General features: G+C 46.6%; 16 protein-coding genes. 1 reads left to right on the top strand and 15 read right to left on the bottom strand.

Features of this window, described 5'->3' with window-relative positions; all coding sequences use genetic code 11:
- From BK120_RS22740 to BK120_RS22710, 7 genes are all read right to left on the bottom strand, one after another.
- Positions 1-3351 (bottom strand): beta strand repeat-containing protein (locus BK120_RS22740; protein ID WP_076269786.1); only part of this gene is annotated, 3351 nt, incomplete at its 3' end.
- Between the two features lie 372 nt (positions 3352-3723).
- Positions 3724-6843, bottom strand: a complete 3120-nt coding sequence (locus BK120_RS22735) for an ATP-binding protein (RefSeq protein ID WP_076269785.1) — start codon at positions 6841-6843, stop codon at positions 3724-3726.
- Between the two features lie 32 nt (positions 6844-6875).
- A complete protein-coding gene (locus BK120_RS22730) occupies positions 6876-8015 on the bottom strand; it encodes a response regulator (protein WP_076269784.1) in 1140 nt (379 codons plus the stop codon).
- Between the two features lie 67 nt (positions 8016-8082).
- Positions 8083-11946: a cadherin-like beta sandwich domain-containing protein gene (locus BK120_RS22725; protein ID WP_076269783.1), complete on the bottom strand. Its 3864-nt coding sequence runs from the start codon at positions 11944-11946 to the stop codon at positions 8083-8085.
- A 39-nt stretch (positions 11947-11985) separates the two neighbouring features.
- Positions 11986-16626 (bottom strand): Kelch repeat-containing protein, encoded by a 4641-nt coding sequence (locus BK120_RS22720; RefSeq protein WP_076269782.1) that lies wholly within the window; start codon positions 16624-16626, stop codon positions 11986-11988.
- 238 nt (positions 16627-16864) lie between these two features.
- Positions 16865-17683 (bottom strand): PPK2 family polyphosphate kinase, encoded by an 819-nt coding sequence (locus tag BK120_RS22715; RefSeq protein ID WP_076269781.1) that lies wholly within the window; start codon positions 17681-17683, stop codon positions 16865-16867.
- A gap of 22 nt (positions 17684-17705) precedes the next feature.
- On the bottom strand, positions 17706-18392 hold the full coding sequence (locus BK120_RS22710) for a M50 family metallopeptidase (RefSeq protein ID WP_076269780.1): 687 nt from the start codon (positions 18390-18392) through the stop codon (positions 17706-17708).
- Between the two features lie 118 nt (positions 18393-18510).
- Between BK120_RS22710 and BK120_RS22705 the strand changes: the two genes are divergently transcribed.
- Positions 18511-19326: an alpha/beta fold hydrolase gene (locus BK120_RS22705; protein ID WP_076269779.1), complete on the top strand. Its 816-nt coding sequence runs from the start codon at positions 18511-18513 to the stop codon at positions 19324-19326.
- A gap of 37 nt (positions 19327-19363) precedes the next feature.
- Here BK120_RS22705 and BK120_RS22700 read toward each other — a convergent pair whose 3' ends face one another.
- From BK120_RS22700 to BK120_RS22665, 8 genes are all read right to left on the bottom strand, one after another.
- On the bottom strand, positions 19364-20005 hold the full coding sequence (locus BK120_RS22700) for a hypothetical protein (protein WP_076269778.1): 642 nt from the start codon (positions 20003-20005) through the stop codon (positions 19364-19366).
- 192 nt (positions 20006-20197) lie between these two features.
- Complete coding sequence (locus BK120_RS22695; RefSeq protein ID WP_076269777.1) at positions 20198-20728, bottom strand: type 1 glutamine amidotransferase domain-containing protein; 531 nt, start codon at positions 20726-20728, stop codon at positions 20198-20200.
- A gap of 69 nt (positions 20729-20797) precedes the next feature.
- On the bottom strand, positions 20798-21661 hold the full coding sequence (locus tag BK120_RS22690; protein WP_076269776.1) for an STM4011 family radical SAM protein: 864 nt from the start codon (positions 21659-21661) through the stop codon (positions 20798-20800).
- Complete coding sequence (locus BK120_RS22685; protein ID WP_083682339.1) at positions 21658-22956, bottom strand: STM4012 family radical SAM protein; 1299 nt, start codon at positions 22954-22956, stop codon at positions 21658-21660. The genes BK120_RS22690 and BK120_RS22685 overlap by 4 nt, the downstream gene beginning before the upstream one ends.
- Positions 22957-23030: 74 nt before the next feature.
- Positions 23031-23816 carry an STM4013/SEN3800 family hydrolase gene (locus BK120_RS22680; RefSeq protein ID WP_076269774.1) on the bottom strand — a complete coding sequence of 262 codons (786 nt, stop codon included), beginning with the start codon at positions 23814-23816 and terminating at the stop codon, positions 23031-23033.
- A gap of 6 nt (positions 23817-23822) precedes the next feature.
- Positions 23823-25049 (bottom strand): STM4014 family protein, encoded by a 1227-nt coding sequence (locus tag BK120_RS22675; protein ID WP_076269773.1) that lies wholly within the window; start codon positions 25047-25049, stop codon positions 23823-23825.
- Entirely contained in the window at positions 25049-25888 is an 840-nt protein-coding gene (locus tag BK120_RS22670) for an STM4015 family protein (RefSeq protein ID WP_179089872.1), read from the bottom strand. The genes BK120_RS22675 and BK120_RS22670 overlap by 1 nt, the downstream gene beginning before the upstream one ends.
- Before the next feature lie 146 nt (positions 25889-26034).
- On the bottom strand, positions 26035-26886 hold the full coding sequence (locus BK120_RS22665) for an SDR family oxidoreductase (protein WP_076269771.1): 852 nt from the start codon (positions 26884-26886) through the stop codon (positions 26035-26037).
- Positions 26887-26950: the final 64 nt, after the last annotated feature.

Below are 26950 nucleotides of genomic sequence, written 5' to 3'. Positions count from 1 at the left end.
TGCTGTTGTTGCATTGGTCGCAATCACGCCTGTTGTCGCTGTTGTCCATGTGTTTGCTCCTGTCGGCGATTGCTCAATTTTCAAGCTGGTCGCTCCCGTTGCTGCGCTCCATGTAAATGTCGCCGATGTTCCGGTCTTGCTCGTACTAGCAAAGTCTATCAACGCAACTGAATTAGTAGTCACATTCACTACATTCGAGTTGCCAGCATTTGCTCCGCCAGTTACAACAAGACGGAAGTCATATCCCGCTGCAGCCGACAAACCTGTTACCGTTGCTGTTGTTGCATTGGTCGCAATCACGCCTGTTGTCGCTGTTGTCCATGTATTTGTGCCAGTTGGCGATTGCTCAATCTTCAAGCCGGTTGCGCCCGTTGCTGCGCTCCATGTAAATGTCGCCGATGTTCCGGTCTTGCTCGTATTTGTAAAGTCTGCCAAAGGTACATTCATAGGAATTACTGTCAACGTTGCACTATTTGAGGTTGCCGCAGGCGTAGTACTACCCGAAGCGACTACGCGATATTGGTATCCGCTCATTCCCTCTGTTGCACTTTTTATAACTAAAGTTGCTGTTGTTGCTCCAGTGTAATCGGTATTATCACTAATATTTGTAAATCCCGCACCCATGTTCACCTGCCATTGATACGAACTCGCATTAGATGCAGCAACCGTGAAGGTAGCGTTGTCACCCTCATTGATTGTTGCATTGCTTGGATTGCTTGTAATCGAAGGAGCTGGCGTTGACACAGGATCACCAATTTGAACGTTATTAATTGAAATCCACATTTCTGAATCTTGAGGAATTATTCGAATTTCATCAATATTGTCAAATGAAAAGTTTAATCCATTTGAGTGATCGAACGTAAATATCCATGGATCAACACTAATCGTTAGATTGACCCAGTCTCCAACCTGAACACCATCATTAAAAGCACCAATTTTAACATCTTTATTGCCCGAATCGATTAAAGCAATCGATTCTAAAGAGAAGTTTTGAGACGAATTGCGACTCTTAATCGTCCATATACTTTGGGATTCATTATCTTCATAGCCAGCAGATAGTCCACTTGCACCAATTGTACCCGGATAAGGAGTTTCATAAGTTAGAACTAAATCTTTATTTGGGTTTACAGCAGCCTTTGCCGAAAAATCTAGCGAAAAGCCCGGTATATCATCTGATCCGCCCTGCCCATCTGACACAACGGTTGCGTTGCCAGCAATACCAGCATTCGATTTAAACATAATAGTCGAAGCAATCGATGGTGCTTTTATCGTTAACGTTGCACTAGTTGAGATTGCCGAAGGCGCTGTGCTGCCCGTAGCGATGACTCGATACTGGTATCCATTCATTCCCACTGTCGCACCCGTTATAGTTAACGTTGACGCAGTTGCTCCACTATACGTTGAACTATTAACAATATTTGAAAATCCAGCACCCGTATTTACCTGCCATTGATAAGAGTTCGTATTAGACGCAGCAACCGTGAAGGTAGCGTTCCCGCCTTCATTAATCGTTGCATTGCTAGGATTCCCAACAATTAAAGGTGGTGAAGGAACTACGGCAGCAGCCTCTATAGTCGTAAAATTATATCCAAGTGAAAGAAACCGACTGCCGTCATAAACCACATTTGTAAGAAAAGCTGCTACATTAGTTGCTTCTGAAGTCCAGCTTGCTCCATCCGGAGAAGATACAATTTTCCCTCCAATACCTGAAACCATAAACTGTCCAGCACCGTATGCGATCCCTGTTAAGAGACCAGTAGCTGTACTATCTTGACTAGTCCAGTTCGAGCTGGCGCCATCTGACGAGGTAAATATTTTGCCACTGGCTCCTACAGCAACAAATAGATTATTTGCATAAACAACGTTTCTAAAAATGAAGGATGAACCTGTTAAAGAGGAAGCAGTCCAATTCAATCCGTCTGTTGAATATGCCATTCTGGACCCTTGACCTACAGCAACATATGTTCCATTCCCATAAGCAACAGAGTAAAGAACAGTCGAGATGGCCGGACCTGCAGTAATTGCAGCTGGTGTCCACGCCGTTCCGTCACTAGATGTTAAAATCGTTCCGCTGTTTCCTACAGCAATAAACCAATTATTTACAAATTGGACTCCTTGTAAGTTGCTTGTCGTATTAGAGGCTGCCAAATTCCAATTGGTTGCATTACTTGATACATAGATCGTACCGCCCGAACCAACTGCTACATAAGTGCCGTTGCCGTATGCAATACTTGAAAATCCATTTGCAGTAGGCGTTATCCGGCTTGTCCAATTCACTCGATCAGTGGAAGTAAAAATGGTGCCGCCAATCGTAGCCGAATTGTTATAGCCTACAGCAACATAAAGACCATTGTTATAGACCGTATCTGTGATGTTTGGTGTTACCGTTGTCCATTCGATACCATCAAGCGAATACATGATAGAGCCGCTATTGCCTGCAGCGACAAATTTTCCATTGCCAAATGTAATAGCCTGCATCGTGTTTCCATAGTTTGTTGTCCGTTCAGTCCAGCTCACCCCATCCGTAGAAGTGAAGGCTGTATTCGCATTGCTATACAAAACATACAAGCCATTGCCATATGCACCTGCAAAAGCCTGCCAAGCTAAAGGAGTACTTGTCCAGGTAACGGCATCTGAAGATCTGTAGCTTGCAAGTATCGGACTGGAATCAAAAGCGTAAAAATGATTATTTAAAAATCCTATAAAGTTTATTGAACTATAATATGAACTGTTAAGCTGCTGTCCACCGCCCCATGTTGATGGATTTCCAGTGGCCGAATAATAAATTTTACCGTTTGCATCGCCCAAGACATACTTACTGTTTCCATAGGAGATATTGTACAAATCGTTGGAAATTCCAGATGCAATGGATGTCCACGACTGTCCATCACTTGATTTCAAAATAATGCCGGATGCTCCAACTGCCCAAAATGAACCATTTAAAAATTTCACAGAAAATAACTGATTCGACGTGTTGGATGCTGCTGCATTCCATGTAACAGCATCAGCAGAATATAAAATCGTACCTCCTGCACCAGCTGCAACATAGACGTTGTTTCCATAATCCACTTCATTTAAGTTTTGAGTGCTATTCGTACTTCTTGTTGTCCACTTTGCAGCATCCGAAGATGTAGCAATCAGACCGTTACTTCCTACTGCAACATAAACGCCATTGCCATAGCCCATTCCTAAAAACTGGTTGCTCGTATTATTGATAGGATTATTTAATGTATTCCAGCTCGATCCAGCTCCATATGTTGTTGATGAGAACCAAACGATTTGAGAAAAAACGACGAGAAAGCTAAGAATAACGAGTAAAGGAGCGCGAAAAAAACGAATACGCTTATACATAAATTCAACTCCAAATTAGATTTTTATAATATGTGCCTTTTGATATAGCTCCGACTCAACTAAAAAAATGTCTAACAATCTCCTTTCTAGAAAATGAACTGAAATTCCGACTCGTTTCTATGAAATGCTATCCAGTTGAAATGTCCTCCCAACCTTCCTTTCACCAAAAAATGTCAGTGTTATAACTAATTTGATATTCGACAATATAGAATAAAATCCTCTTTTTTTCGACATAAAATGTCGTTTTATTTCATACAAAATCAATCAATAATCTGATGTTTTCTCCAAGCATTTTTTTTCAAGAAAAAAAAGCACTTAGGTTCAAACTCTTACTCACCTAAGCGCCTCTCTCTTCATCGATTCAATCAAACCTTATGAAGTCTTGCTCATATCTATTTGTATCTGCGGAACCTCAAAGGTCACCGTCGTTCCTTCTCCTGCTTCGCTTGAAATACCAAGACCATTTCCGTACAAAGAGAGCAGTCTGCGATGAATATTGGTTAAGCCAACGCCTGACAACTGCCGTTGCCCAAGCAATAGCGTACTGAGATCACTTTGCTTGATGCCAACTCCATTATCCGAAACTGAAATAATTAGCTTCTCCTCTGCCTCATAAATACGTAATACGATCTTGCCCCCAGCAGCCTTTTGCATGACGCCATGCCTAACTGCATTTTCTACAATCGGCTGAATGCTGAGCGGCGGAATAAATCCTCGCAGCTGTTTATCCACCTCATAGACAACATTCAATCGTTTGCCAAACCGCGCTTGCTCTAATTTGACATAAGACTGAACAAGCTCAAGCTCCTTCTCCAAGCTGACGATCTGCTGACGATTCTGGAAATCGAAGCTGCTGCGTAAATATCGGCTTAAATTCAATAACAATTCTGTAGCCTTATCTGGGTCATCAGGACATATCGAAATAATCGTATTGAGTGCATTGTACAAAAAATGAGGTTTAATTTGTGCCTGCAGAAAAGCCAGTTCCGATCGAATAGCCGCTTGAACAGACTGTCTAAGCTCAAGCAAAGTTCGTACGCGAGCACGCAGTACAATACCGTCAACAGGTTTTGTTAAAAAATCATTGATTCCAGCACTAAAGCCCGTTTGAATATCGCCTGCCAATTTTCTTGCGGTCAGCATAAGTACAGGCAGTTCAGACAACGAGTATCGTTCCCTGATCCTACGGCAAAGCTCTAGCCCCGACATAGCTGGCATCATCCAGTCTGTTATCACGAGATCAATCCGTCGCTCGCTGGACAGTACCTCCAGCGCTTCAGCCCCGCTGTCAACCGCAATGACCGTATAATTTTCCATAGACAATACATTTATTAATACTTGCAGGTTTACGGGATCATCATCTACTACTAACACAGTGAATGAATGTGTATCTTCTATCACTTCATTCCCATTCATCGCTGCTTGAAATGTTTTATTGAGCGCTAATGCTGGTTGAATCGCTGCTCTGCCGCTTTTACCAGCAGCAACCTCAGAAATAGCAGACAGCGCAGCTGAAGGAAGTGTAAATGAAAACGTTGAACCTATACCTATCTGTGAATTTGCTTCGATATACCCGCCATTCAGTTCCACGAGTCTCTTCGTAATGTTCAACCCGATACCGGTGCCACTATAGCCCGATTGTAGATCTACAGTGGAAACGCTATTAAACGCCTTGAAAATATCGTCTAAACGATCTGCCGCGATGCCGATTCCAGTATCTGTAACGCTGATTTTCACCCATGAATCCACGACTTCCGCATAGATTCGAATTTCACCCTGATGTGTAAATTTCACCGCATTGCCAAGCAAATTAAATAAAATTTGACGCAGTCGCTCCTCATCAGTATCGAGCAGCGGCATCTGCTGCGGCCAATCCTGCGTCAGGCTTACCCCTTTTTTATCGGCTAAATGCCCAATGACCTCGACTACGGATTGGGCTGCTGCTGATAAATCAACAGCTTGCCGATTCAGTGTAAGCTGTCCATTTCGCAAGGTGGAAAAATCTAAAATATCATGAATCAGATAATTCAATCTTCTACCTGTCGATACAATCATAGAGAGCTGTCTAGCCTGATCGGTGTTTGGCGTCCCCGCTACACCCTCAAGCAAGGATTCTGCGATATTTACAATACCATGCAGCGGCGTTCGAAGCTCATGCGACGTATTCGCCATAAATTCATCCTTTAATTCGTCCAAGGTCAACAGCTTGCGAGAGAGCTCTTCCACCTCATTAAAGGTGTGAGAGAAACGTCGAGCTAGCATGATTACTTGAACAATGACCAAGATAAGCAGCTCAAACGAAATGAAAAAATGATTTTCCAATAGACCAAATACTTGCATGACACTGACGATTATAAATACCAAAATGGTTATCGCACTCAAAAGCAAAAAATAGGCGTCCCGCGATCGGCGCATAACACCTTTGACAAGGGTGTAAAGCACAACTCCAAAAGTAAATACTGAAAGGCCTATTCCCTTCAAAAACCACTGTGAATAAAGCATCGTCGGCAGCATGAATGCTGCAATAATGACGATAATCGTTGCAATATTGCTTGCCCGCCACACAAGCTTGTTAACAGCTCTTGGTACCGACACGTTCACATATTGCAATAAAAAATAATAACCGAATGCTGAAGAAATGTTCTGCAGCTTCATGATCCAATCGTAGCTAAGCTGAGGCATGACCAGTGCAATCAGCTTCTCGCCATGAGTACATACATAGAGCAGCAGAGCTAAGCAAAATAAAGCCAAATAAAGCAACGAGCGCTCTTTTCTGCGCATGTAGAACAAAAGAAGGAAAAACATAGAAAACAATGCAAACCCGCTGATGTTCATAAATTCACCAAACAACGCGATGTCGCGGCTCTTGCGAATATCAGCCTCATAGCCAAACCAAATTGGATAGATGATGCCGCCCGAAGCATAGTTGAAATTGGATACTTGTACGATAATTTCAACATAGGATCTATCTACGGATACAAATCCAACATAAGGGATATTCGATGCGATATCTTCTTTATCTGAGACACCAGGTACTCCGCTTGCTCCCACTTCCTGTCCATTTATAAATATCCGGTTAGCCATGCGGATATTTGTCGTTCGTATTCCGTAATGCGTTTCTGCTGTGTTGTTTAACTCCACTCTCAGCCTGTAAGTACCGAATCCCGCTCCCTGCGGGTTGCCGTCCTCCGCTATATAGCTGTTCCACTCCGCTGGCACAGGAAAGAGGCCTGTTAGTTCAGGCCCCTTATAAGGAGAAATAGCTGGATCTGCGAATTGCTCTGGCAGCAGCAGCTGTCCACGATAAAATTCCCATTGACCATTCAGCGCGACAAGTCCTTCTGATTCGAAATTCCATTCCTGTAAATCCAGCATGCCAGCGCTTGAATGAGGTGCACTCTTCTCAATGGATTGATTATAAAAAAACTCGTTTACCGGAAAAGCTACAACGATAAGGAAAAATACAACTATCGTCCACCATTGCTTTCTCATCCCATCGTTGCCTCCTTGCCTAAATTCACGTCTTACTGGGATAATTGATGATATAAATCCGTCGTTTGCCTCTCAGGAATGACTCCTAGCTCCTGCAATAATAATTGCGCATAGGTTTCGTAGCAGCGGTTAAGCAATTCCGTATCCCCTATCTGAGCATAACCTGCAAGAAGCAATCTGCAAATTTCATCTGAGTATGGGAAGCTGATCTGAGCAGTCGTCAGTCTCTGGATAGCCGACTGAGCACGGCCTTCCTCCAGTTCGTATCTTGCCATACTGCTAACCAGCCGAAAATAACGATGCTGCAAATTTATTCTTTTGGTCTCTGCCCACGCATAATTATGATCCTCCAAATAATCGCCTTTATAAAGAGAAATCGCATGCTCATACCGACTCCAATTATCCTGAAACTGATAAGGGAGCTCAGCTACTGTCTCCTCAAACTCAGCTACATCGGTACGAATGGCAGCATACGGGAGTCGGTAGCTCTCACCTTGATACTCTACCGTGAAAGAAACTCCCCACTCACGCAGAAGCCATCTAATGCGTGAAACGGAATGATGAAGATAGGTAACCGCCTTGTCCAGCTCATATTCTCGCCAAAGCGTTTCAATAAGCCGCTCTCTCGTAACCCAAGCCCCCTCCAAATGAAGGAAATAAGCAAAGAGCTCCTGCGCCTTTTTCGTTCGCCACTTCACCTTGCCGTTTAAAGCAGCCCCGCCTACAAGCTCAAGCCGTTTAAAGCATCGCACTGAAAGCTCATTTCGTTCTGCTAGAGCTTCGAAGCTTTGTGCTTGATTGTTCAAAAGCTTCGCATATTCCTCAATACGATCTATCGTTTTTCCAATTCTCGCAGAATCGACCGGCTTCAATAAATAATCCAGCGCATGCAGCTCAAATGCTTCAACAGCATACGCTGAATAGGCGGTTACATAAACGATTCGTATTGCAGGGTACAACTCCTGTATACGTTCAGCTGCTTCAAGGCCGTTCATCTCGGGCATGCCGATATCAAGAAACGCGATATCGGCATAACTGCGAGCAAGGTGGTCAAGTCCCTCCATAGCAGAGGTATACTTGCCCACAACTTGAACCCGGCCATCTGCCCTCAGCAATCGTTCCAGATGTATCAATGCCGGCTCCTCATCATCCACTAATATTACCTTAAGCATTGATCCATGCCCTCCTCCTTCCATTGTTATTTCTCAGTGAGCCTTCTGCTATCGGTATGACCTAGTATTATTTCGTTTTTACGACTCGAACTTGTCCATCTGGCAGCTTCTGCACATATCTAGAAGCCGCTTCAATATCTAACATAGCCCAGTGTTTTGGCGCGACATCCGGCCAGCTAGAGCTGACAGTTTCCTGCGGCACTGGACGGTTGAAGATTGCGTTGAGTACACGAACCGCTTCTCCGCGAAGCAGCAAGCCATTCGGACGGAAGGTATGATCCGGATATCCCTTCATAAACCCTGCCACTGCAACTGCAGCAACTTCATTTGATGCCCAGTGTCCTGTTAAGTCTGTAAAATCCACCTTGGCAGTACCGCTTAGGGACAGCTTGTTCCAACGAGCCGCGATAACCGCTATCTCTGAACGAGAGACTCCGTCGCCCGGTCTAAATTTGCCTTGCTCGTCACCATTCATAATACCATGATTTCTGAGCAGCGTAATCGCTTCTTTTGCCCAGTGGTCGGAGACGACATCGCTAAACTCAGGCAGCTCCGTTTCATTAGCATTAGGCGCCGTTTCTTCCAGCAGGCTGGCGTTTTTCTTAAGCTCTTTGGCAAGTATGACTGCAAGCTCCGCACGAGTAATCGTTTTACTTGGACGGAAGGTTCCATCCGGATACCCCGTTACATAAGGCTCATAAAGTTTGTCCTTCGTAAGCCGAACGACAGCAAAATTGCTGAATTTAGCAACATCAAATGCCATACCGTTCACGATTCCTTTTGCATCATATTGAAGTGTTCCTGGCTGGAGCACCTTTTCTCCATCGCTGTGCTCAATGTAAACCGCAAATTGCGCCTCAAGCTCCTTCGCAGCTGCACTGTCCTTTGCAATCTCAAGACCAGCTATCGGCAGTACGATGCGAGTAACACTATCCTTATAGTTCGTTTCAATTGCAGTAGGCTGGCCTAGCAGTTCAGCATCCCTGCCGCCCAACTGCTTCTTAAGCTTCTCTTCGCCAAGCAGCCTGTCATAAATTTGCTTTTGCTTCGCTTGTTCGCGAATCGGTACAAAACGGAGATAAAGCTCAATACCCGCTTCCTTGATATGACGAATCGTCTCTCGCGATAACGTCAATTCTGCTGTTGGCGTTGAGATGATAAGACTAATTCCGCTCTCGGCTAATGCGGCAACTGCTTTTGACGGAACATTCAGCTTAATCTCATCGCTCGGATTATTAAGTAGATTCGTAATAACGATGCGAGCCGCATTCTGCTTCTGCAATTTCATCTGTGAAACAATTTCCTCCGCCTTAGCAAGCGGAATATTAACCGTATCTATTTTGCTGCCATCTCTAGCAACCGTTCTAGTAATGGTTACATTTGCTATTGCAGCATTTGAATCCCCAGATGCGACAGTCGCTAATCGATCCGGCGTTGCATACGTTGGTTTCCGAACGATTTCAATCGAATATTGTCTTGAGCTGCTGCGGTCAGCAGACTCGATTCCAATCACAATTAGATTTGTACCCACCTTTAAACTTACAGTCTGATGCACGCCTTTTTCAACCGGCCTACCATTTATGGTCAAAATAGCATCAGAATTTGAGGTGTTTGCAAGCACAGTCACATTCGCGTCTTCGATCTCTGACTTCAGCTTATAGCTGAGCCTGCTTGCAGAGAATGTCGGCAGCAAGTCTATTCCAGAGATAGATAGCTCTGATAACGATGGCGCTGCTGCTGCTGAAGCTGATTGCTTGATAACAGCAAGCTTGTAAGTCGCAACAGTACCATCCTCTGCTGTTACATCCAGTTGAACAGGTTGAATTCCGCTGCGCAAAGGAACAACATGCGTTCCCCCGCTGCCGAGGTCAACTTCGCCATCTGCTATACGAATGACTGCACTCGGACTAGCTGCTTCTACAGCGATGCTTAGAGCCGCAGAATCGGAAGGCGCTATGATCTGGTAATCCATCTCATTTCCAGCAAAATCTCTCGTTAGCACTCCTCCGCTTACCGTTAGCTCCTTCAATTGCGCATTGCTGTCCTTCGCACGAATAACCTTAACATTATAGGTTTTATTCTCTTGTCCATTTGGCGCAATAACCTGAACGGCTACATGGGTCTCTCCCACCTGTACCGGCACAGAAATTCCAGCTTCACCAAGCTGCTCGCCATTTACACGGATCGTAGATCCTTGCTTATAGGCCTCAGCCGCAACATTTACCTCATTCGTATTATTTTCGACATACACGCTATAAGCGGTGTCCGCTCCATTAAATGCTGGTTCTGTCAGCAGCTCCTCTGTCCCTGCCCGCATCGTGAGGCTCTTCAGAACAGCGACTTCCGACGGCTTGCTTCTCAATTCAATCACGTATGTCTTTTCGCTTGTATCTGCTCCCGATACCTTCACCTGCGCTGTAGTTATGCCATTGCCAGTCGGAGCCTCAAGCTCTGCGTAGCCCTGTGCGTTCAACGGCACATTGTTCACTGTTACAACAGAATCTATTGCAGCAGCAACAGCATATAATCGGACCTTGCCTTCTTCTACAATCGACTCATATCTACCTGTCAGATCCGGATGGAATGGTTGTGATAGAACGCCCTTGTCCAGCTCTAACGCCGCTAGATCAGAAGGCTTCACCTTGGACTGCTCCTCGGTCTCTGTTCCCTGCACCACATCAAATCGATATTCGACTCGATTGCCGACTTCATCTTCTACTTCAACAATGACAGTATGAAGGCCAGCTTCATCCCACACAATCGGAGCAAAATAATTAAATTTCCCTTCTGCGTTCACTGGAACAGCTCGTCCATCAACGGTCAGCAAAGCGCCTATTTCCGTTTGACCAACCATAGGGATACGGCTGCCATATACGACCTGCCCATTGAGAGGCTCACGAACAAGATCCTCGTTCTGCTTGCCTGCCACATACAAGAATGGCTCCGTACGGTCTACGTACAATTTCCTATAATCAGAGCTGTAATCGCCGCGCTCGTTAATCGCTTCAATTTCAATCGTATAATCAAGCTGCTCTAGCGGCTCATTTGTTTCTTTGCCTAGAAGCAATTCATTCAGATTGAACGATACGACAGCACTGGCTTCGGTATCCTTGGACTGCAGCAATTCCCCGTTTACGTAAAGATTAACCTTTGCTGCTTGATCACTAGTCAGCTCTACACTAACCTCTTCCGCAGCTGTGTTAACCATAATCTCCTCTTGCTCATCATAGCTTTTGTATGTGCTGGTCTTCTGCTTAGCACCGAAAGTATTAAAAGCAACGTTTAGTTTTGCCCGTTTCGGATTAGGCAAGAACGCCTCTACATTAGCTGACACAGGACTAACGACCACTTTGCCATTTTGCTCGCCAACCGCCATCGCATTGATGGTGTAGCTGCTCTCCGGCTTGTATCCGGATATAATGACGTCCTGCCAATCTCCGGCCATAGGATCTGCTCCGAATGTATCCGTTACAGTTTTGCCTTCATCATCCTTATAGCTGACCGTCAACTGGTAATATTCTAGTCCCTCGGCCTTAATGGAAGGAAAACGCAGCGTAAGCTCGCCGTTTCCAGTGGAAGTAATCGCAAGCTGCTTCGGCTGAGGCAGCATGACTTCAGCAGTCAGCTGTACAGGCTCAGACGTTACCGCAAACAGCGGTGCAATTTCTTCACCTTCCGCCACCATAGACAACCAGTATTGACCCGGCATAAATTCATCCGGAATGTCAATCGTTTGAATGCCTGATGCAGGAAGATCCTTCAAAATAACCGGCCCGATTGCCTTATTGGATTGATCGGTTACCATTAAGCTTACTTTGGTTCCCTGCTTGGCATGGTCCACGTTCCATTTTACTTTGAAGCGATTCGTGCCTTCTGTCTCTGGAACTGCACTAAATTCGCTAATTTCAGTTACAGGATCGAGCTCATACATGCTTGCTTGAATAGGCAGGGAGGAGCGAATTTCCCATTTTCATGTTTGTTCAATATCAGCAGCGACATAAAGCATATCCGCATCTGCAACAAAAGGCAGATTCGATGTAAATGTCATATCGCCGTATTTATCGGCTTCCTCATCTTCCGCTGCAGCTGCTGCTTGCAGCACCGCATTGTAATTTTTGGCATTCTCGACCTCAAAAACAACCGGAATGGCTTTGTTATCCGGTGCAATAATTTGGGTATTGCGAGAACCACCCGTTAACATAAACATATATCGGCCTGGCTTATCGATTTGTAAACTCGTCGTGTACTCTGCTGTTCCATTTGAGAAAAACGGAATTAAGCTGTCGTATTGCTCATCACTGCGGAAGGCACGTATGGTCACGAATTGTTTGCCGCGAACGGTCCAAAGACCCGCTTCCTCTTCCTCCGCTTGCACCAAAATCGTCCATTTTTGTTTATCAGCCTCATAATATGCATTCCAGTTTGATTCGCTGCGATCCGCTTGCAACGGATATAGCGAGCCATCTGGGCGATACAGTACCGCAGACTCATCCGCCTGATCGATTTCAAGCAAGGTCTGACCGCTTTTTAGGTTGACTTCAGTACGAAGCTCACCGCTTGTTATCCAGTCTTTCAGCTCCCGAGTCGTGGTATGCTCTCCAAGAGCAAATACCTTAGCCGGCGTTTTCTGTCCTGCTTCAAGCAGCCATTCGCCCGGCTGAGCTACATCGATCAACAGGTAAAGCTTGCCGCTTAGTGGATCGACATAATGATTCCAGCCTGATTTAAGTGAATCTGATTCCAGACCATATTCACGGCCATCTGGCTTGTACAATTTCACAGCGCCTTTAGGCTGGTCAAGCTCTACCAGCTTCAAGCCGCGCTCCATCATATCTATTGCTGTAAGCTTCAATTCAGGCGCTGCCGCCCATCGTGCTGCCAGCTCAGTAAGACTGAGCGATTCATTTAGAAATGTAAGCTCGTACAATTCCACTTGCAAAGACTGCGATGCAGCCAGCTTCCAATCTTCATTCGCTGTTAGTTGCAAACGGATATACGTTTTATCCTCATCTTCACGATATACGGCAGAAATAGCACCATTACCAGCCTTTTCCGTCTCAGGGAACTTGAGCGATGCCACGCTTTCATCCGGACGAATGATTGAAAGATCTTCCTGCTTGCCATCCAGCACTAGCAGCGCTTTGAAGCTATGATCTGCCTGCAATGTGTATTGAATCTGATCCTGCTTCGTAAAGCTGGCTTGCGGTGAATTCTCACGCAATGCAGCCGTAAACTGTCCCAATAAAATACGTCCGCTTGCAGCCGTATCTACGCCTATCTCACCCTGCTGCAGCACATCCTTCTGAAGCTTCAGCATGTAACCTTTATCCTCTGTGAGCAAAGGATTCGTAAGAGGTGTAAAAGAAGTATCCGCGAATGCGCTTGTGAACAGCAAAGCACTGCTGTTTAGCAATGGCATCGAGCGAGCGCTCGGCGGCTTAACCATATTTCTTTTCATTCTCTCAATTTCTCTCTTCATATCCTTGCTCGCGCCAAGGCTGAAGTCGAAGCTGTTCGGAGCAAACATATATTTGGCAGAACCACCGAACCAGCCTGAACCAACCGATCCAAAAATCTCACGATTGTTTACGCCGACATCAATGCCGCCAAAGCTTTTGCCGCCGATAACCGACACCCAGTTCGGTATTTTTATGCGTGCACTAACAAAACCTGCATAACCGCTGTTTGCAAAATATTGCGCGAACAGCTGACCGACCACAACGTCTACCAGATTCAAGTTCGCATCCAATCGGAAGCCTGCACTGCTGTACTCTTTAAAGCCCGCTGCATTCCAAATCGTCAGAAAATCCAAATTCGCAACCGGAACCCAGTAAACAGCCAGCTCTCCGGATGCTTCAAAATGATAACGCGATAATCCTACGCTCAAATTGTTGCCGTTCACCATATTGTAGCCTTTGATCTCAGGCGCAATGACATCTGATGCACCGCCAAACGCTTTCAACGTAAACGGTACTTCGCTCTGGCTCGCTAGATTCGAAAACCCGCCGCCAAGACGAGTGAGCTGTGCCCCCGTCGAGCCAAGCTTGATTTTGCGGCGAACGCCAAAGCTAAGCGCATCAAGCTTCCCGCGTTTGAACTGAATATCCGCTTCAAATCCAACCTTCTGCTTGCGCAAATCGAAGGAGCCTCCCGCACCATAGAGCGGAATGCGTGTATCAAGCCGAAAGTTGAGCTCAGCACCCTCGAGCGGACCTGCCTCAAACTCGCCAGCAATACTGAATTTACCCGCAAAATCGAACCGTTCGCGCTTGAACTCTAACGCTTCAATTTCCGATTCGCCTTTAATTTTGGTCGTTCCTGCACTGAAATCTACTTTAATATCCCCGCCGAGCCTTACCCCGCCAGCTATAAAAGTAATTTTCTTCAATGTAATCGGCAAATTCAAGCTCAAATAATCAGATTGCATATCACCAGCAAGTTCGATAACGAACTCAGCTGAATTAAACTCAAAGGAGCCAAGGAACAACGTATACATAATGCCAGCTTTTTCAACATAAAGCCGTCCGACACCCGTTACATACGTATCTACACCCGTCTTATCAATCGTCAGGCTCGTTCCTTTAAATTTAATATATTCATTCAGCATGACCACTTGATTCATATTGTTTAGCTTATATATACCAAGCTCCGAGGGATTCTCCGTGAACGGCCCTCTAATCGCCATTTGACTAATATCTTCATTGTCCGAATCTGTGCTAGGAATGATAATTTCATTATAATCGCGCGGCTCATATACGCCGGTTGAAGTAATAAGCAAAGCGCTTGAGAGAACAAAATCATCGTAAAAATCGTGATTAAGCTCCAAATCATATTTGCCATCTGGCAATTCATCCGTCCAAGTCAGCTCAAGCTCCTGATTATTGCGAACGTTTGGCGTCAACGGATACAACTGCCCGCCTTGGCTTTTGAGTGAATAATGAATATTTGAAGCTGGCTTTCTCCACAAATTGGTGATGCCCTCTCCGACGACGACCAGCCTCTTCTTATCCTTCGTATGCAGCACCGATGGTGAAGCACGGTCATAACGCAGGTCTGGAACCACCATAGCCGGGTCCTCAAAAAACTTGAAAGTAGAAACTGCGCTGTATGCCGTCCCCACAACATTTGTCGCATACACGCGTGCTTCGTAGTCGACCTGCCACTTCAAGCCGTTAAGATCAATGGTGACCGCACCAGCCTCAGCCGACAAATGTGCCTTCTTCTGCCATGTGGTTTGACCCGCTTCACGGTATTCTATCCCAATTTCGCTGAGCGCTTTGCCTTTCACATTAGCAGAGAACCTTGCTAGATCATTCGCTTTGTTGTTCTTGTCCATCAATATCGTTGGTGAACCCGTTATGCTTACGATCGGCAAGGTAGGCAAAGGATTGCCGAATGTAAACGTCTCATTCGTTAGTCCTCCCCATTCATGGTTTCCGCCGAATACGACAAAGTTATAGCCATCATACGCCATGCTCATATAGCTGCCTGAGCCTGGACCGCCCTCTATGCCGCCGCCCGGCCCTTTGCTTTTGCCAGACCATACCGACCAAGCGCTCCCGTCCCAGCCGAAAGCAGCCTTCTTCCCTTGATCATCCTGCGGATTTGCGATAGGGCGTTTTTTGTTTGGCGTAACCGCACTAGTGCTCGGGTTAATCCAATCGAACTCACCACCATAGAAGACGACTCTCCGTCCATCGTAGGCCATCGCTTGCCCCCAGCGGCCCCAGTCCTGCGCTTCAACCTTTGGAGCGCTGTCATTCCATGTCGTTCCGTCCCATACCCATAGCGTATTCGAACTGATTTGATAGGCTGTACCGCGAATTTCATCACCAATATTACCGCCATAAAGCACGGCATACTGCCCGTCATAAGCCATCGAGCCCGAATAAGTGGCCGGAGGGCTTTGGGCAGGTGTCCGCTGTTCCCAGCTTGTTCCGTTAAAAATCCAAGTATCAGCTAATCTGTTTTTAGTAGCTCCAGACAGCGTATAACCGCCGAACAGCACCAAGTTTTGTCCATCATAAGCAAACTGAGCGCCAGCACGTGCCGACGGAGCTGGAATGAGCAATGGTTTCCACTGCAATACCTCACCATGCCACACCCAAATATCGTTCAAGACGCCTGAAGCACCCTCGCCTCCGAACATCACGACGCGCTCTAGGTTAGGATCATAGGTTATTGCCGCTCCTTTACGGGCAGTAAGGCCACTTGGCACACTCGAGTCAGCGAGCTTTTGCCATTGCTTGGTTTCGCCGTCCCACAGGAAGTTATCCTTCAGCAGCCCGGAAGTGCCTTCGCCACCGAACATAATGACCTTTCCGTTCTTTTCATCAAATGCCATAGCAGCCCCCATACGCGGGCTAGGCTTAATGTTCGATTCTATTTTCTCCCATCCATAATCGGAGAACTTATCAGCAGCTCCGGCAACAGCCAAAGACTCTAGATCGTAGGAGGAGCTTGTTACTGTAGGCTCTTCCACCTCTGTGTCAGCCGATTCCTGAGCGAATATTTGCTGCCCCGACCTGCTTGGATAAACAGGATAAATCGATGTAAGCAGCACCACTGCGAGCAGCATGCTGACTACTCTGACAAATGGTTTATGTGTCATAAAAAAAATCCCTCCTGAGTCTTCTATCATCGTTGATATAGCAATAAATACCATTATAGTAGTTGGCTCTGGACATCTTCTAAACATATTTCGACATGTTTCTCGCTCTCAATAACAAGATAAATAGGAACGCTTCCTTGTGGATCAAAAGGGAGCCTACATCTTATAAATACAAAAAAGGCAGCCCCGCACATGAAGCCATGTGTTGGACTGCCATTCTTTATCAATCATCTGCAAGCTATGCTTCTTCTTTCTTAAGCTCCTCCAAAAAGGGCTGGAGCTCAGGTCTTGCTGCCGGATCTTTCAAATCAAGGCTCCGCAGCGCATCCACCGCGATTCGAAGCACCGCATAATTGCGATACCAGCGATTATCGGAGGGGACGACATACCATGGCGCCGCTTTACTGCATTTTTCAAACAGCTCCTCGTAAATCTCGCTGTACTGCTTCCAAGACTTGCGTTCCTTTAAGTCGGACGGGTCGAACTTCCAATTTTTTTTCGGATCTTCAATTCGGCTTATTAGTTTCTCCAGTTGGAACTGCTTCGAGATGTGCAAAAAGATCTTGACCACTTTCACCCTGCTATCGGCTAAAAGAGCTTCAAAATGATTGATATGCTTAAACCGCTCCTTCGCTTCCTCGCTCTTTACCGTACCATGGATTCTCGTGATCAAAACTTCCTCATAGTACGAACGGTTAAATACAGCTATCTGGCCAAGGGCAGGCACGGCAACATGTGCTCTCCATAAGAAATCATGCCGCGCTTCCTCCTCTGTTGGCGTCTTAAAGCTATGAGCAGAAATGCCCTGCGGATGAAGTCCGGCAAATACTTTTTTAATTACACCATCCTTGCCGCTGCAATCCATGCCTTGAAACACAAACAGCACGGCATGCTCTTTGCTCGCGGCAAGTTTTTCTTGCAGCTGCTGCAGCTCAAGCTCAAGCTCCTTCACTGCCTGAACGACTTCTTCTTTATTTGAAAAGCGCCCCGTATCCTTCGGATCGATGTCCTTCAGATCCACCTTTTTCTTCTCGGGCAGTTTGTAGCTTTTGGACATTTGCTCACAGCCTCTCCAGTGTTTATTTACTTATTAGTATCCCACCAGCGCCTCTCCTAAACAAGCTGCTGGTCGCTGTTTTGGCACACCAGAGCGAGAAGAAGCAGAACAAAGCGGACCACACAAAGGCAGGTACACCGGTTACGTCGCTTAAACCAGCCGCATCCCCAGCTGATGCGGGCTCCGTAATCGCAAGATAGAGCAACACAAATGGACTAATAATAGATTCCACTAAACAAATAAAAGCGATTAACAAATAATAAAAGTCTCTGAGCCAGCGAGGAGCAACAAAATAAATAAGAGCCGTCAATGCTAGGAAACCCGCGCTCCAAGCCATGCCATAATCATTTCGAACAAAAAGCGCGAGCGCCACTCCCGCTGCTATCGCAACGATCGCGAGTCCAAAACGAGCTTTTCCTTTTGCATATAGAAAGAAAAGCAGCAGCGAGAACAAAGCTGAGCCCGTATAGCCAGCAAGCGCAATCGGGATTAGCATCCAGCTGTCCGTGTACGAGGTATACGTCACTCCGCTTTGGTCAGCGTACAAATAAATATGCAAGACGCTTCCCTTAAGCAGCAAAGCTGCAAGCGCATGGGCAAGCTCGTGGACTAATGTATTCACATTTTGAAAAAAAGCCGAGAACGGAATGAACCTAGTTAAAAAAGCAGTAACGATTATAATAGCCGTCATTCGCAACCAAGAAAACATGCTTTAGCCTCCAAGTCATATACCGCTATTCTAACTCTTCTTACGTATGAAAAAGATTTATTTTTCAAAAGATGCTAATACGGGTAAGTAAAAGTATAGACGCGAGAGGAGAGATATGATGGGACATTATATCGAGGTTGAGAAAAAAGTTAAACTTTATGTTGAGGATATAGGCTCCGGCAGCCCCGTTATCTTCTTGCATGGCTGGCCGCTGAACCACAAAATGTTTGAAGCTCAGTTCACTCTGCTATCCGAGCAAGGTTATCGCTGTATTGGAATTGATCAACGCGGCTTCGGCAAATCCAGTGCTCCCGCAGCTGGCTATAGCTACGATCGACTTGCAGATGACGTAAAGGCTGTTATTGATTATTTGAAACTGGATCAAGCCTATCTCGTTGGTTTCTCGGTAGGAGGAGCAATTGCCGTCCGCTATATGGCGCGCCATGGCGGTTACGGCATTCGTAAGCTCGCGCTTCTAGGCGCAGCAGCTCCCTCATTCACGCAGCGTGAAAATTACCCGCATGGCATGACAAAAGAGGAAGCAAATGATCAAATCGCTGCAATCAAACAAGACCGTCCGCAGCTGCTCCGTGATTTCGGCGAGAAATTTCTAGCCGATCAAGAGCCAAACGCCATCAGCCAGCCATTCAAAGATTGGCTGCAGCTGCTCGGCTTAGAGGCATCCGCATGGGGGTCAATCCATACGTTCGAGTCGCTGCGCGATGAGGACTTGCGGAATGATATGCTGCAAATCAAAGCTGCGACGACGATTTTCCAAGGCAATCTGGATCAAATATGTCCGCCAGAATTCGCCAAGCAGCTGCTTAACGGCATTGACGGCTCCACGCTCGTTACGTTCGAGCAAAGCGGCCATGGCATGCTGTTCGACGAACCAACTAGATTCAATGAGGAGCTGCTCGAATTTTTGAATTAAAAAGCAGAAAAGGAGCCGGAATAATCGGCTCCTTTTTCTACATGTTATGGAGCTCAGCTTGCTCTAGCTTATATTTATTCAATAAATGGTGAAAGCGCTGGAAATCGCTTGAAAGAACTTTTATTTTCCGTTTGATCCTCAGCTTCCGCTTATGATCCTTGTCTTCGAGCATAAACTGATCAATATTTTTATCCAGCTTCTCCCGAAGCGTAAGGATAATGCCGATTGCAATATGCGAGCGTTCCATCTCCTGTAAATCTGCAGCAAGCGCTTCGCCAAGATGCTCCATTGTTTGCTGTTGAATCGTTAATGATTTATCAATTATGACCTGCTCGGGTGTAAAGTCCTCACGAAACTCCTGACCGGGTACATCATCCCAAAACAGGTTCCATTCTTCTAACTGCCCAACCTCAAACAATAAATATTTATGAAAACCGCATAACCATGCAGTACAGCTTGTATTTCGCAATTGGCAGCCTACACCATCGAGCAAATGGCGGCAATCGCGGCAGCATGATCCGCTGTTAGCTATACAAACCTTGCAAATATGATCGGCTCCCCATTGCTGCAAAACGGTCATGCCGTTATCAATAAGGCTTGTCCTGCTCACTGTAGAAGGCCGTTGAATAAGGGGGCGGTTTGCTTGATCTGTATGTTCACCCTGCTTCATGTCTGGCATTCAAGCATGCTCTCCTTCCTTACTAAACGTATATATACTAAAAAGTATACCCTACTTGCAATGCGATGACCAAGTTCGCTCCAGCAAAATATGCAATGTGATACAAAAAAGGACTGTCCCAGATCCGCTTGGATCTAGTGAGACAGTCCAACCTGCTTGCGCTTTCGCTATAAAAACGAAAGCAATTTCAAACTACCAAGCGTTTACGCCAAGCTTTACAAGTGTCTCCCGAATGAAAGCAGGCTCGTCCTCTGGCGTTCGCGAAGTAACAAAGTTGCGATCAACGACAACTTCTTTATCGACAAAAGTCCCGCCGGCTGCTTCAATTTCTGCGGATAAAGCAGGATAGGCCGTTAAAGTGCGTCCCTTCAGCAGGCCAGCTGCCTCCAAAATTTGCGGACCGTGGCATATTGCCGCAATGGTTGTGCCTGCTTGATCTGCCTTTTGAACAAACGCCTGCACATCCGCATTGCCCATAAGATGAGACGGCGATTTTCCGCCTGGGATAATGATCGCATCGTAGTCATCTGCATTAGCTTCCTCAATGGCCAAATGCGAGGTGTACGTAATGGTCCCCTGTTTTCCTTTTAACTCGTCATTGCTCTTCAAGCTAATAATAACGGCATCATGTCCGTTCTTCGCCATTTCATCATAGGGATTTTTCATTTCGGAATCTTCGAAGTCGTCCGCTAGCAGAAATGCTACCTTTTTTAGTGGTGTCATATGGTGCACACTCCTCTCATGATTCAAGCCATGATTTACTTTACCCTATTTCGATAATTTTGAAGCAAGCTATCGCGCATAACCTGACGGTATGCGTTCTAGCAGACGATCACCGTAAACCTCGCCCAGCTTCAGTTCGGGCATATGAATATAGCCAATGTAGCACCCGCATTTCTTCATCGTGCAAGGACGCTCAGATGCTAGACCCTCAAGTCCGTCACGATAGAGATGGCCGATAACCTTGCGATCGCTATAGCAGCGTTTGACAATGCCAGCCCCTTGCACATAAAACACATGTGAGCCCGCGCCGCATGGTTTGCCTAAACTATCGTAATCGGGAACGTTCAGCTGGAAATGCGGGTCAATTTCGGTTAAATAAACAATCTCATTCTCTGAATAATAATTTTTCTGATCCTTGAAGGCGTTGACCCACAGGTATACATCCTCTGGCAGCAGCTGCCGCAGCTGCTTAATCGCGCCGAAAGCCGAGCGTATCCCAACAGACCCGACACTAAAAGGAATTCCCTGCTCATACAGCCTCATGCACTGGCTTAGGAAAGAAGCATGGCTCGTTTGTCCAGGATGATAGGTAACCCAAAAGGCTGCCTTGCTCCGGTCGATGTCGTTCGTCCAATCAAGCTTGACGGATAAATTGGTCTGGACAGCTACCTTCTCGATATGCGGCATATGGGACAGCTCGATCATCGCCTCACGATACCACCGATGTACGAGCGCTTCGCCATAAGGATTGAAAAAAATCGAGAGCTGATGTCCGGAGCTGCCTTGCTCCCGAACCCAGTCCATAAAGGCATGAAGCTGCTGCTTATCCTTCGCAAGCGTCGCTTTGCTGTCCTTTGTTTTGCTGAATGGGCAATAAGGACAGTCATAATTGCATGATGACAACGCGCCGCGGTAATAGAGCACCGCCTTCATCGGATGACGTATCCGTTCATAAGCTCTCTTACTTCGCCCGAAATAAACTCGTCGCCAATCGCATCCGAATAAGCCATGCCTTGAGTCGTCAGGCGAAGAGTATCCTCCTGAAGCTCCGCCAGCTCCAAACGGATCAGTGTCTGCAAATCAGGATGATCGGATAGCGCATTACTCTTGAATCGCTCCTCGTACGTGTGTAAGATTAGCCCTTCGCGGTGCAGTAAAGCTTTCAATATAAACCTGCGCTTCTGCTCCGCTTCATTCAGAATAAAGCCGTAATCGGCCGTATCATAACGCTCTGCAGCAACATATTGTTCAATAATGCTGCGCGTTGCCGCTGCGCTCACGCCATAACGCGATGCATAATGTACATCGCGGGTGTAAGAGCGTGCCCCGCAGCCAAGCCCTGCCATGCCTTCCTCCTGACAGCTGAAGGGCAGCACGGTTTTATGATCAAACGATGTATCTCTAGCGAAACGCCTCATCGAAAACTGCTTATAGCCTGCCGCTTCCAGACGCTGCCGCGCAATATGGTACAGTTCCAGTCGAATATCCTCTCCTGCGCTGCGCATCTGCTCCGGCTTTATAATGGTGTTCTCACGCGTATAAAGCGGGTATATAAATATTTCGCCAGGCGCATAGCTGATCGCCTTCTCCAGTGAATAAATCCATGTTTCCGCGGTTTGCTTAGGCAACCCGTAAATAAGATCAACATTCACGAGCGGAAACGAATAGGACATCAACGTTTCCAGCGCCTCTTCCGCAAGCCGCGGCTTCTGCGGACGATAGATAGCTGCTGCTTCCTCTTCAACGAAGCTTTGAACACCCATGCTGATTCGATCAACATAGCGATCCTTAAGAACGCGCATGCGGTCAGCCGTTACCGTTTCCGGCGACGTCTCGACCGATACCGATGCCTTCATCGGATCAAGGCCCATTGTATTCTCTGCTATATCGAATAGACGGTTCAACTGGGGAGCCGCAAGCAAGGTTGGCGTCCCGCCGCCAATCGCAAATCGCGAAAATGTTTTGCCTTTAAACCAAGGCGCCCACTGCTCCGCCTGCCGCTGCATGGCATCTATATACTGCTCATGTACGTCTAAACGACGATCAGGCAGCGTGAACAAATTGCAAAAGCCGCAGCGGGCACCGCAAAAAGGAATATGCATATACAAAAAATAATAATCGGTTTGATCCCGCTCCCACATCTCCTTAAGTGACTGCGCGGGATGCAAATCACGGTAAGCTGTCTTATGGGGATAGGAATACAAATAGGAACGGTAAGGAGCCGCCATCCAGCGCTGCTCCTGCTCCTTAAGCTCCGGAAAAGATGGTAGCGAAGATGATTTTTGCAAGCTGCTTCTCCTCCTTATTCCAAAATAAATTCGCGATACGGCACATTCCAGACAACCTCGTGGGCGAGCCGATGCCCTTCATAGCCGTCCTCGCCGTAGGCTGTCCCATGATCGGAAAACGCAAGACATAAAGTTTTCCCTCTGCGCCGCATAGCTTCAAACAATGGGGCAAGCTGACTATCAACATAACGAAGCGCGGCACGCTGTGTTTCCACGGAATCCCGTTTGGCGCCATCTACAAAATAATGATTAGGTCCATGCATGGCTGATATATTCATGAACAGAAACAGCTTCTCGGCGGGATCCGATCTCTCCAGCAGCTTAAGCGCGTGATTCACTTGATGCTCCGTCGAACGCGGATTCGTTACACCGAATGTCATCCGCCAATAGCTTTCTTGAAAATAACTAGGCAGAACCTTGGCTAGCTTATTCTTTTTCGTAAAAAAAATGACGCCACCGATGCAGATTGTTCGGTAGCCCGCCTCCTGCAAGCCGGATACAAGATCCGGAGCGTCAAATAACCATGTATGAGGGTGCGTCTTAAGCCCCGTATTTTTTGTATGAAACAATCTAATATGAGAAGCTTTGTCCGTATTTGCAGGAGTAGGCAAAAAACCGCCAAAAAAAGCATGATGGGCAGCATAAGTAAAGCTGCCCGGCGAATGCCTCTTCTCCCAGCCTCCACTTCCGCAAAGGTTCGGGCAATTCTTTTCCTCAAGCTTCGCAGCGTCATAACGCAGCGTATCAAGCGTAATCATGAGTATATCGTGAGAACCTACAATTTGGTTCATGTCTAACATTCGTATCTATTCCCCTCTAAGCAGCTGCTGCATTTGCCATTCATAGGTGTTCATCCCCTCATACTCGGCGCCGTACAGCAAATCACCAAAAGGATTGATGTCTATCGGATAGGTCATGCCGCTTCCTCTTTGAACTAGCACATCAACGCCTGCCGAAGAGCAGCCGGGAAATGCTCGGAGCGCGGATTCAGCTGTCCGCTGCACCGCTGCCTTTACTTCTGCAGATAGCAGCTGCTCGACATCCATCCTCCGTTCGTTGCGCAGATGAAGATTCGTAATTGGAGTGCTGCTTAAACGGAGTACCGTATGACAAGCCTTACCATCCACAACAAGCTGCCGTACATCAAACGACTTGCTCTCGAAGCTTTCCTTCTCAATCCATCGTTCAATATGTGCGCCTTCCCGGCATACCCAATCGACCATTCGCCGAATGTCTGAGCGTTCCCTGTAACGCCGCAGCTTGCCTTCGTTGAAATAGCAAATACCGCGGGCCCGTTCTTCTATGCCGATGGTCGTGATAGCCAGTTCATCGCCTGTACGAGGATTGATCTGATAGGCAATAACACCAGAAGCGCCCGATCCGCAGGCAAGCTTAATAAACAGACGCCTCATGCCGCTTGCAGCAATCGCCGCTTGCAGTTCATCGTAATTTTTTATGCTTCCTGTAGGAGCAGGAAGAGCCGGCATGATGAGTCCATGACGTGTGAGCAGCTGCCAACAGCTTCTTTTGTCGAACATATTAGCTACGCTTCCCGGCGAGTTTACCCAGCTTGCGGAAACGCCTGATGCTTTAACCTCTGTATGCATCGCAGCAAGAAATCGGCAGTACCCGCGGTACCACTGTGCTGGGTAATAGATTCGTCCATGCTCCAGCGGCAGCTGCTGCGCTTCCTCCGCGGATATCGAAATATTGTGCGGCAGAGAGCCCGCTGACCAGAATAAGTCATCGCCGCTTCGGTCAGCCGCACCCCATGCGATCAACTGTCGTTCAACAGCTTGATCCTCACCTGGCGCATCTAGCCGAATAATGACCTTATCGGCTTCTGCATAATCTCGCAAAATATCTTGAATAAACACTGTTCGCTTGAGCAGTTGCTCATAGGAGAGCACAACAGCAGGAGCGAGCCCCTGCTTCTTTCTTGCTGCCTGCAAGCCGAATGTTCGTTTGTTAGACGGATTTCCGATGAGCAAATAAGGAGCTTCGGCAACGCCGTCGTTTATAAAATGATCCATTATTCAGTAAGGAACGGATAACGCCAATCATCTTCATCCGTTTCCTGCTGGTCCGTCACATCTACTGACAGGCCTGCTTGCTTCCAGCGAAGCAGCAGCTCATCCGACATATAGTGGTAGCTCAGGTTAAGGTGCTTCAGCTTCTTCACACGCTCGCTTGCAAGCAGTGCCTTGCCGCCTTCATCGGATAACGTGCCGTAAGAAAGATCAAGTATTTCCAACTGGTCCAAAATCGGCGCATCCGCGATCGCAATTGCGATTTCGTCCTGAATTTCACTATCCTTCAAGCCTAAGTATGTAAGCTTTGGAAACAGATCACCTTGCAGCAGCGGCATGACATCCTCTATTCCGCCGTCAAAACCGTAATCATCTACGCCCAGATAAAGCTCAAGCTTCTTCAGCTCAGGCAGCTTTGCACTCGTTATTTCCTCTAGCACAGACTTCGGAAGCCCTCCGCAAATAATAACGAGCTCTTGCAGCTTCTCGTGTACAAGCGGCTGCAAGCTTAACTCTTGGCTGCCCTTGATCGACAATGACTGCAAATTCGGGAATGCCGCAAGCAGCGGTGAAAGGTTCGTCTGATTAATCCAGGAAACCTCACATTCCTCAAAACCCATATCTCCAATAAATAATTTCGTTAAATTAGGAAAAGAATCTTTGTGGCTGATCAATGATTCCAAGAAGCTGTCCGGAGAATTCTCATACGCCTGACCCCAATCGCCAATCGTTAGTATAGACAGCTTCTCGCCATCTGCGCTAGATGCCAATTTCTCAATCAGTTCAGACATCCTTACGCCTTCTTCATACTCGTCATAACCTACCGATAAGCGAATTTCAATCAAGATGATCCCTCCAATAGTTTCCATGTGAAGTTAGAGTACCATGGACTTTTTCGATGCGTCAATGGTCTCAGGGTCTTATCTGTCTTGGCTACATAAAAATAAAGCCGAGCAGCGCAGAAAACAACGCTCTCAGCTATTTGAATTTAGTGCAGTGCTTTGCGAAGTACAAATTCGATGAGTCGCCAAGGGAACAGCTTTTTCATAACAAAAATCATCTTCGCATCATTTCCGCACACATAACGAAGCTTCGGACGGCGGGATTGGCAAATTTTCACGATCGTGTTCGCAACCTGAATCGGATTAGGCGCATTTTTCTCCGACTTTTTATTGAATTGATTAAAGCGCTCAATCATTTTGCTGTAAGGGGAGTTTTGTTCCGCACGAAACACATGCTTTGCTGCAATGCCCGTATCGTAAGTACCGGGTTCTACGAGTACGACCGGGATAGAAAATGGCAGCAGCTCTAGCCGCAGCGCTTCACTAAAGCCCTCTAATGCAAATTTCGAGGCCGAATACGCACCCGTGTTGGAAAAACCAAGAATGCCTGCTCCGCTGCTGACATTAATAATTTTGCCTTGGCTGCGAACTCGCATATGTGGCAGAACCGCTTTCGTAACAGCAACGGTACCAAAGAAATTCGTATCAAATTGAGCACGCCAATCCACCATCGGTATTTCCTCAACGACGCCCATTACGGCATACCCCGCATTATTTACGAGCACATCGATTCTGCCCCAGCGCTCCATTACCTGCTCAATGACTTCCACTATGGTGTCAGAATCGGTAATATCAAGCCTCATTATTGCAATATGATCTGGTACGCCGTTCTCTTTTGCTTTTGCAAGCACGTCTTCCTTCTTCCCGATGTCCCTCATTGTTGCGATTACAAAGTAGCCCTCTTGCGCTAAGCGAATCGACGTCAAAAGCCCAAATCCACTGGATGCTCCCGTAATCAATGCAATAGGTCGATTGGTTACTTCTGCTACATTAGCCATCCTTAAGCCACCTCAATTCCTAGGAATGGTATACAATAACCTGTTGTATTGAGTATAGCTTATC

It is taken from the genome of Paenibacillus sp. FSL A5-0031 (assembly GCF_001956295.1).
GTDB lineage: Bacteria > Bacillota > Bacilli > Paenibacillales > Paenibacillaceae > Pristimantibacillus.
This window is presented reverse-complemented; position numbering and strand designations above follow the sequence as displayed.

Excerpts from the sequence above, each read along its gene's own strand:
- BK120_RS22720 (WP_076269782.1), bottom strand. The coding sequence starts at position 16,626 with ATGACACATAAACCATTTGTCAGAGTAGTCAGCATGCTGCTCGCAGTG.
- BK120_RS22700 (WP_076269778.1), bottom strand. The coding sequence starts at position 20,005 with ATGCCAGACATGAAGCAGGGTGAACATACAGATCAAGCAAACCGCCCC.
- BK120_RS22690 (WP_076269776.1), bottom strand. The coding sequence starts at position 21,661 with ATGAAGGCGGTGCTCTATTACCGCGGCGCGTTGTCATCATGCAATTAT.
- BK120_RS22665 (WP_076269771.1), bottom strand. The coding sequence starts at position 26,886 with ATGGCTAATGTAGCAGAAGTAACCAATCGACCTATTGCATTGATTACG.
- BK120_RS22735 (WP_076269785.1), bottom strand. The coding sequence starts at position 6,843 with ATGAGAAAGCAATGGTGGACGATAGTTGTATTTTTCCTTATCGTTGTA.
- BK120_RS22685 (WP_083682339.1), bottom strand. The coding sequence starts at position 22,956 with ATGGCGGCTCCTTACCGTTCCTATTTGTATTCCTATCCCCATAAGACA.
- BK120_RS22715 (WP_076269781.1), bottom strand. The coding sequence starts at position 17,683 with ATGTCCAAAAGCTACAAACTGCCCGAGAAGAAAAAGGTGGATCTGAAG.
- BK120_RS22675 (WP_076269773.1), bottom strand. The coding sequence starts at position 25,049 with ATGGATCATTTTATAAACGACGGCGTTGCCGAAGCTCCTTATTTGCTC.
- BK120_RS22680 (WP_076269774.1), bottom strand. The coding sequence starts at position 23,816 with ATGTTAGACATGAACCAAATTGTAGGTTCTCACGATATACTCATGATT.
- BK120_RS22710 (WP_076269780.1), bottom strand. The coding sequence starts at position 18,392 with ATGTTTTCTTGGTTGCGAATGACGGCTATTATAATCGTTACTGCTTTT.
- BK120_RS22725 (WP_076269783.1), bottom strand. The coding sequence starts at position 11,946 with ATGTATGAGCTCGATCCTGTAACTGAAATTAGCGAATTTAGTGCAGTT.
- BK120_RS22705 (WP_076269779.1), top strand. The coding sequence starts at position 18,511 with ATGGGACATTATATCGAGGTTGAGAAAAAAGTTAAACTTTATGTTGAG.
- BK120_RS22695 (WP_076269777.1), bottom strand. The coding sequence starts at position 20,728 with ATGACACCACTAAAAAAGGTAGCATTTCTGCTAGCGGACGACTTCGAA.
- BK120_RS22730 (WP_076269784.1), bottom strand. The coding sequence starts at position 8,015 with ATGCTTAAGGTAATATTAGTGGATGATGAGGAGCCGGCATTGATACAT.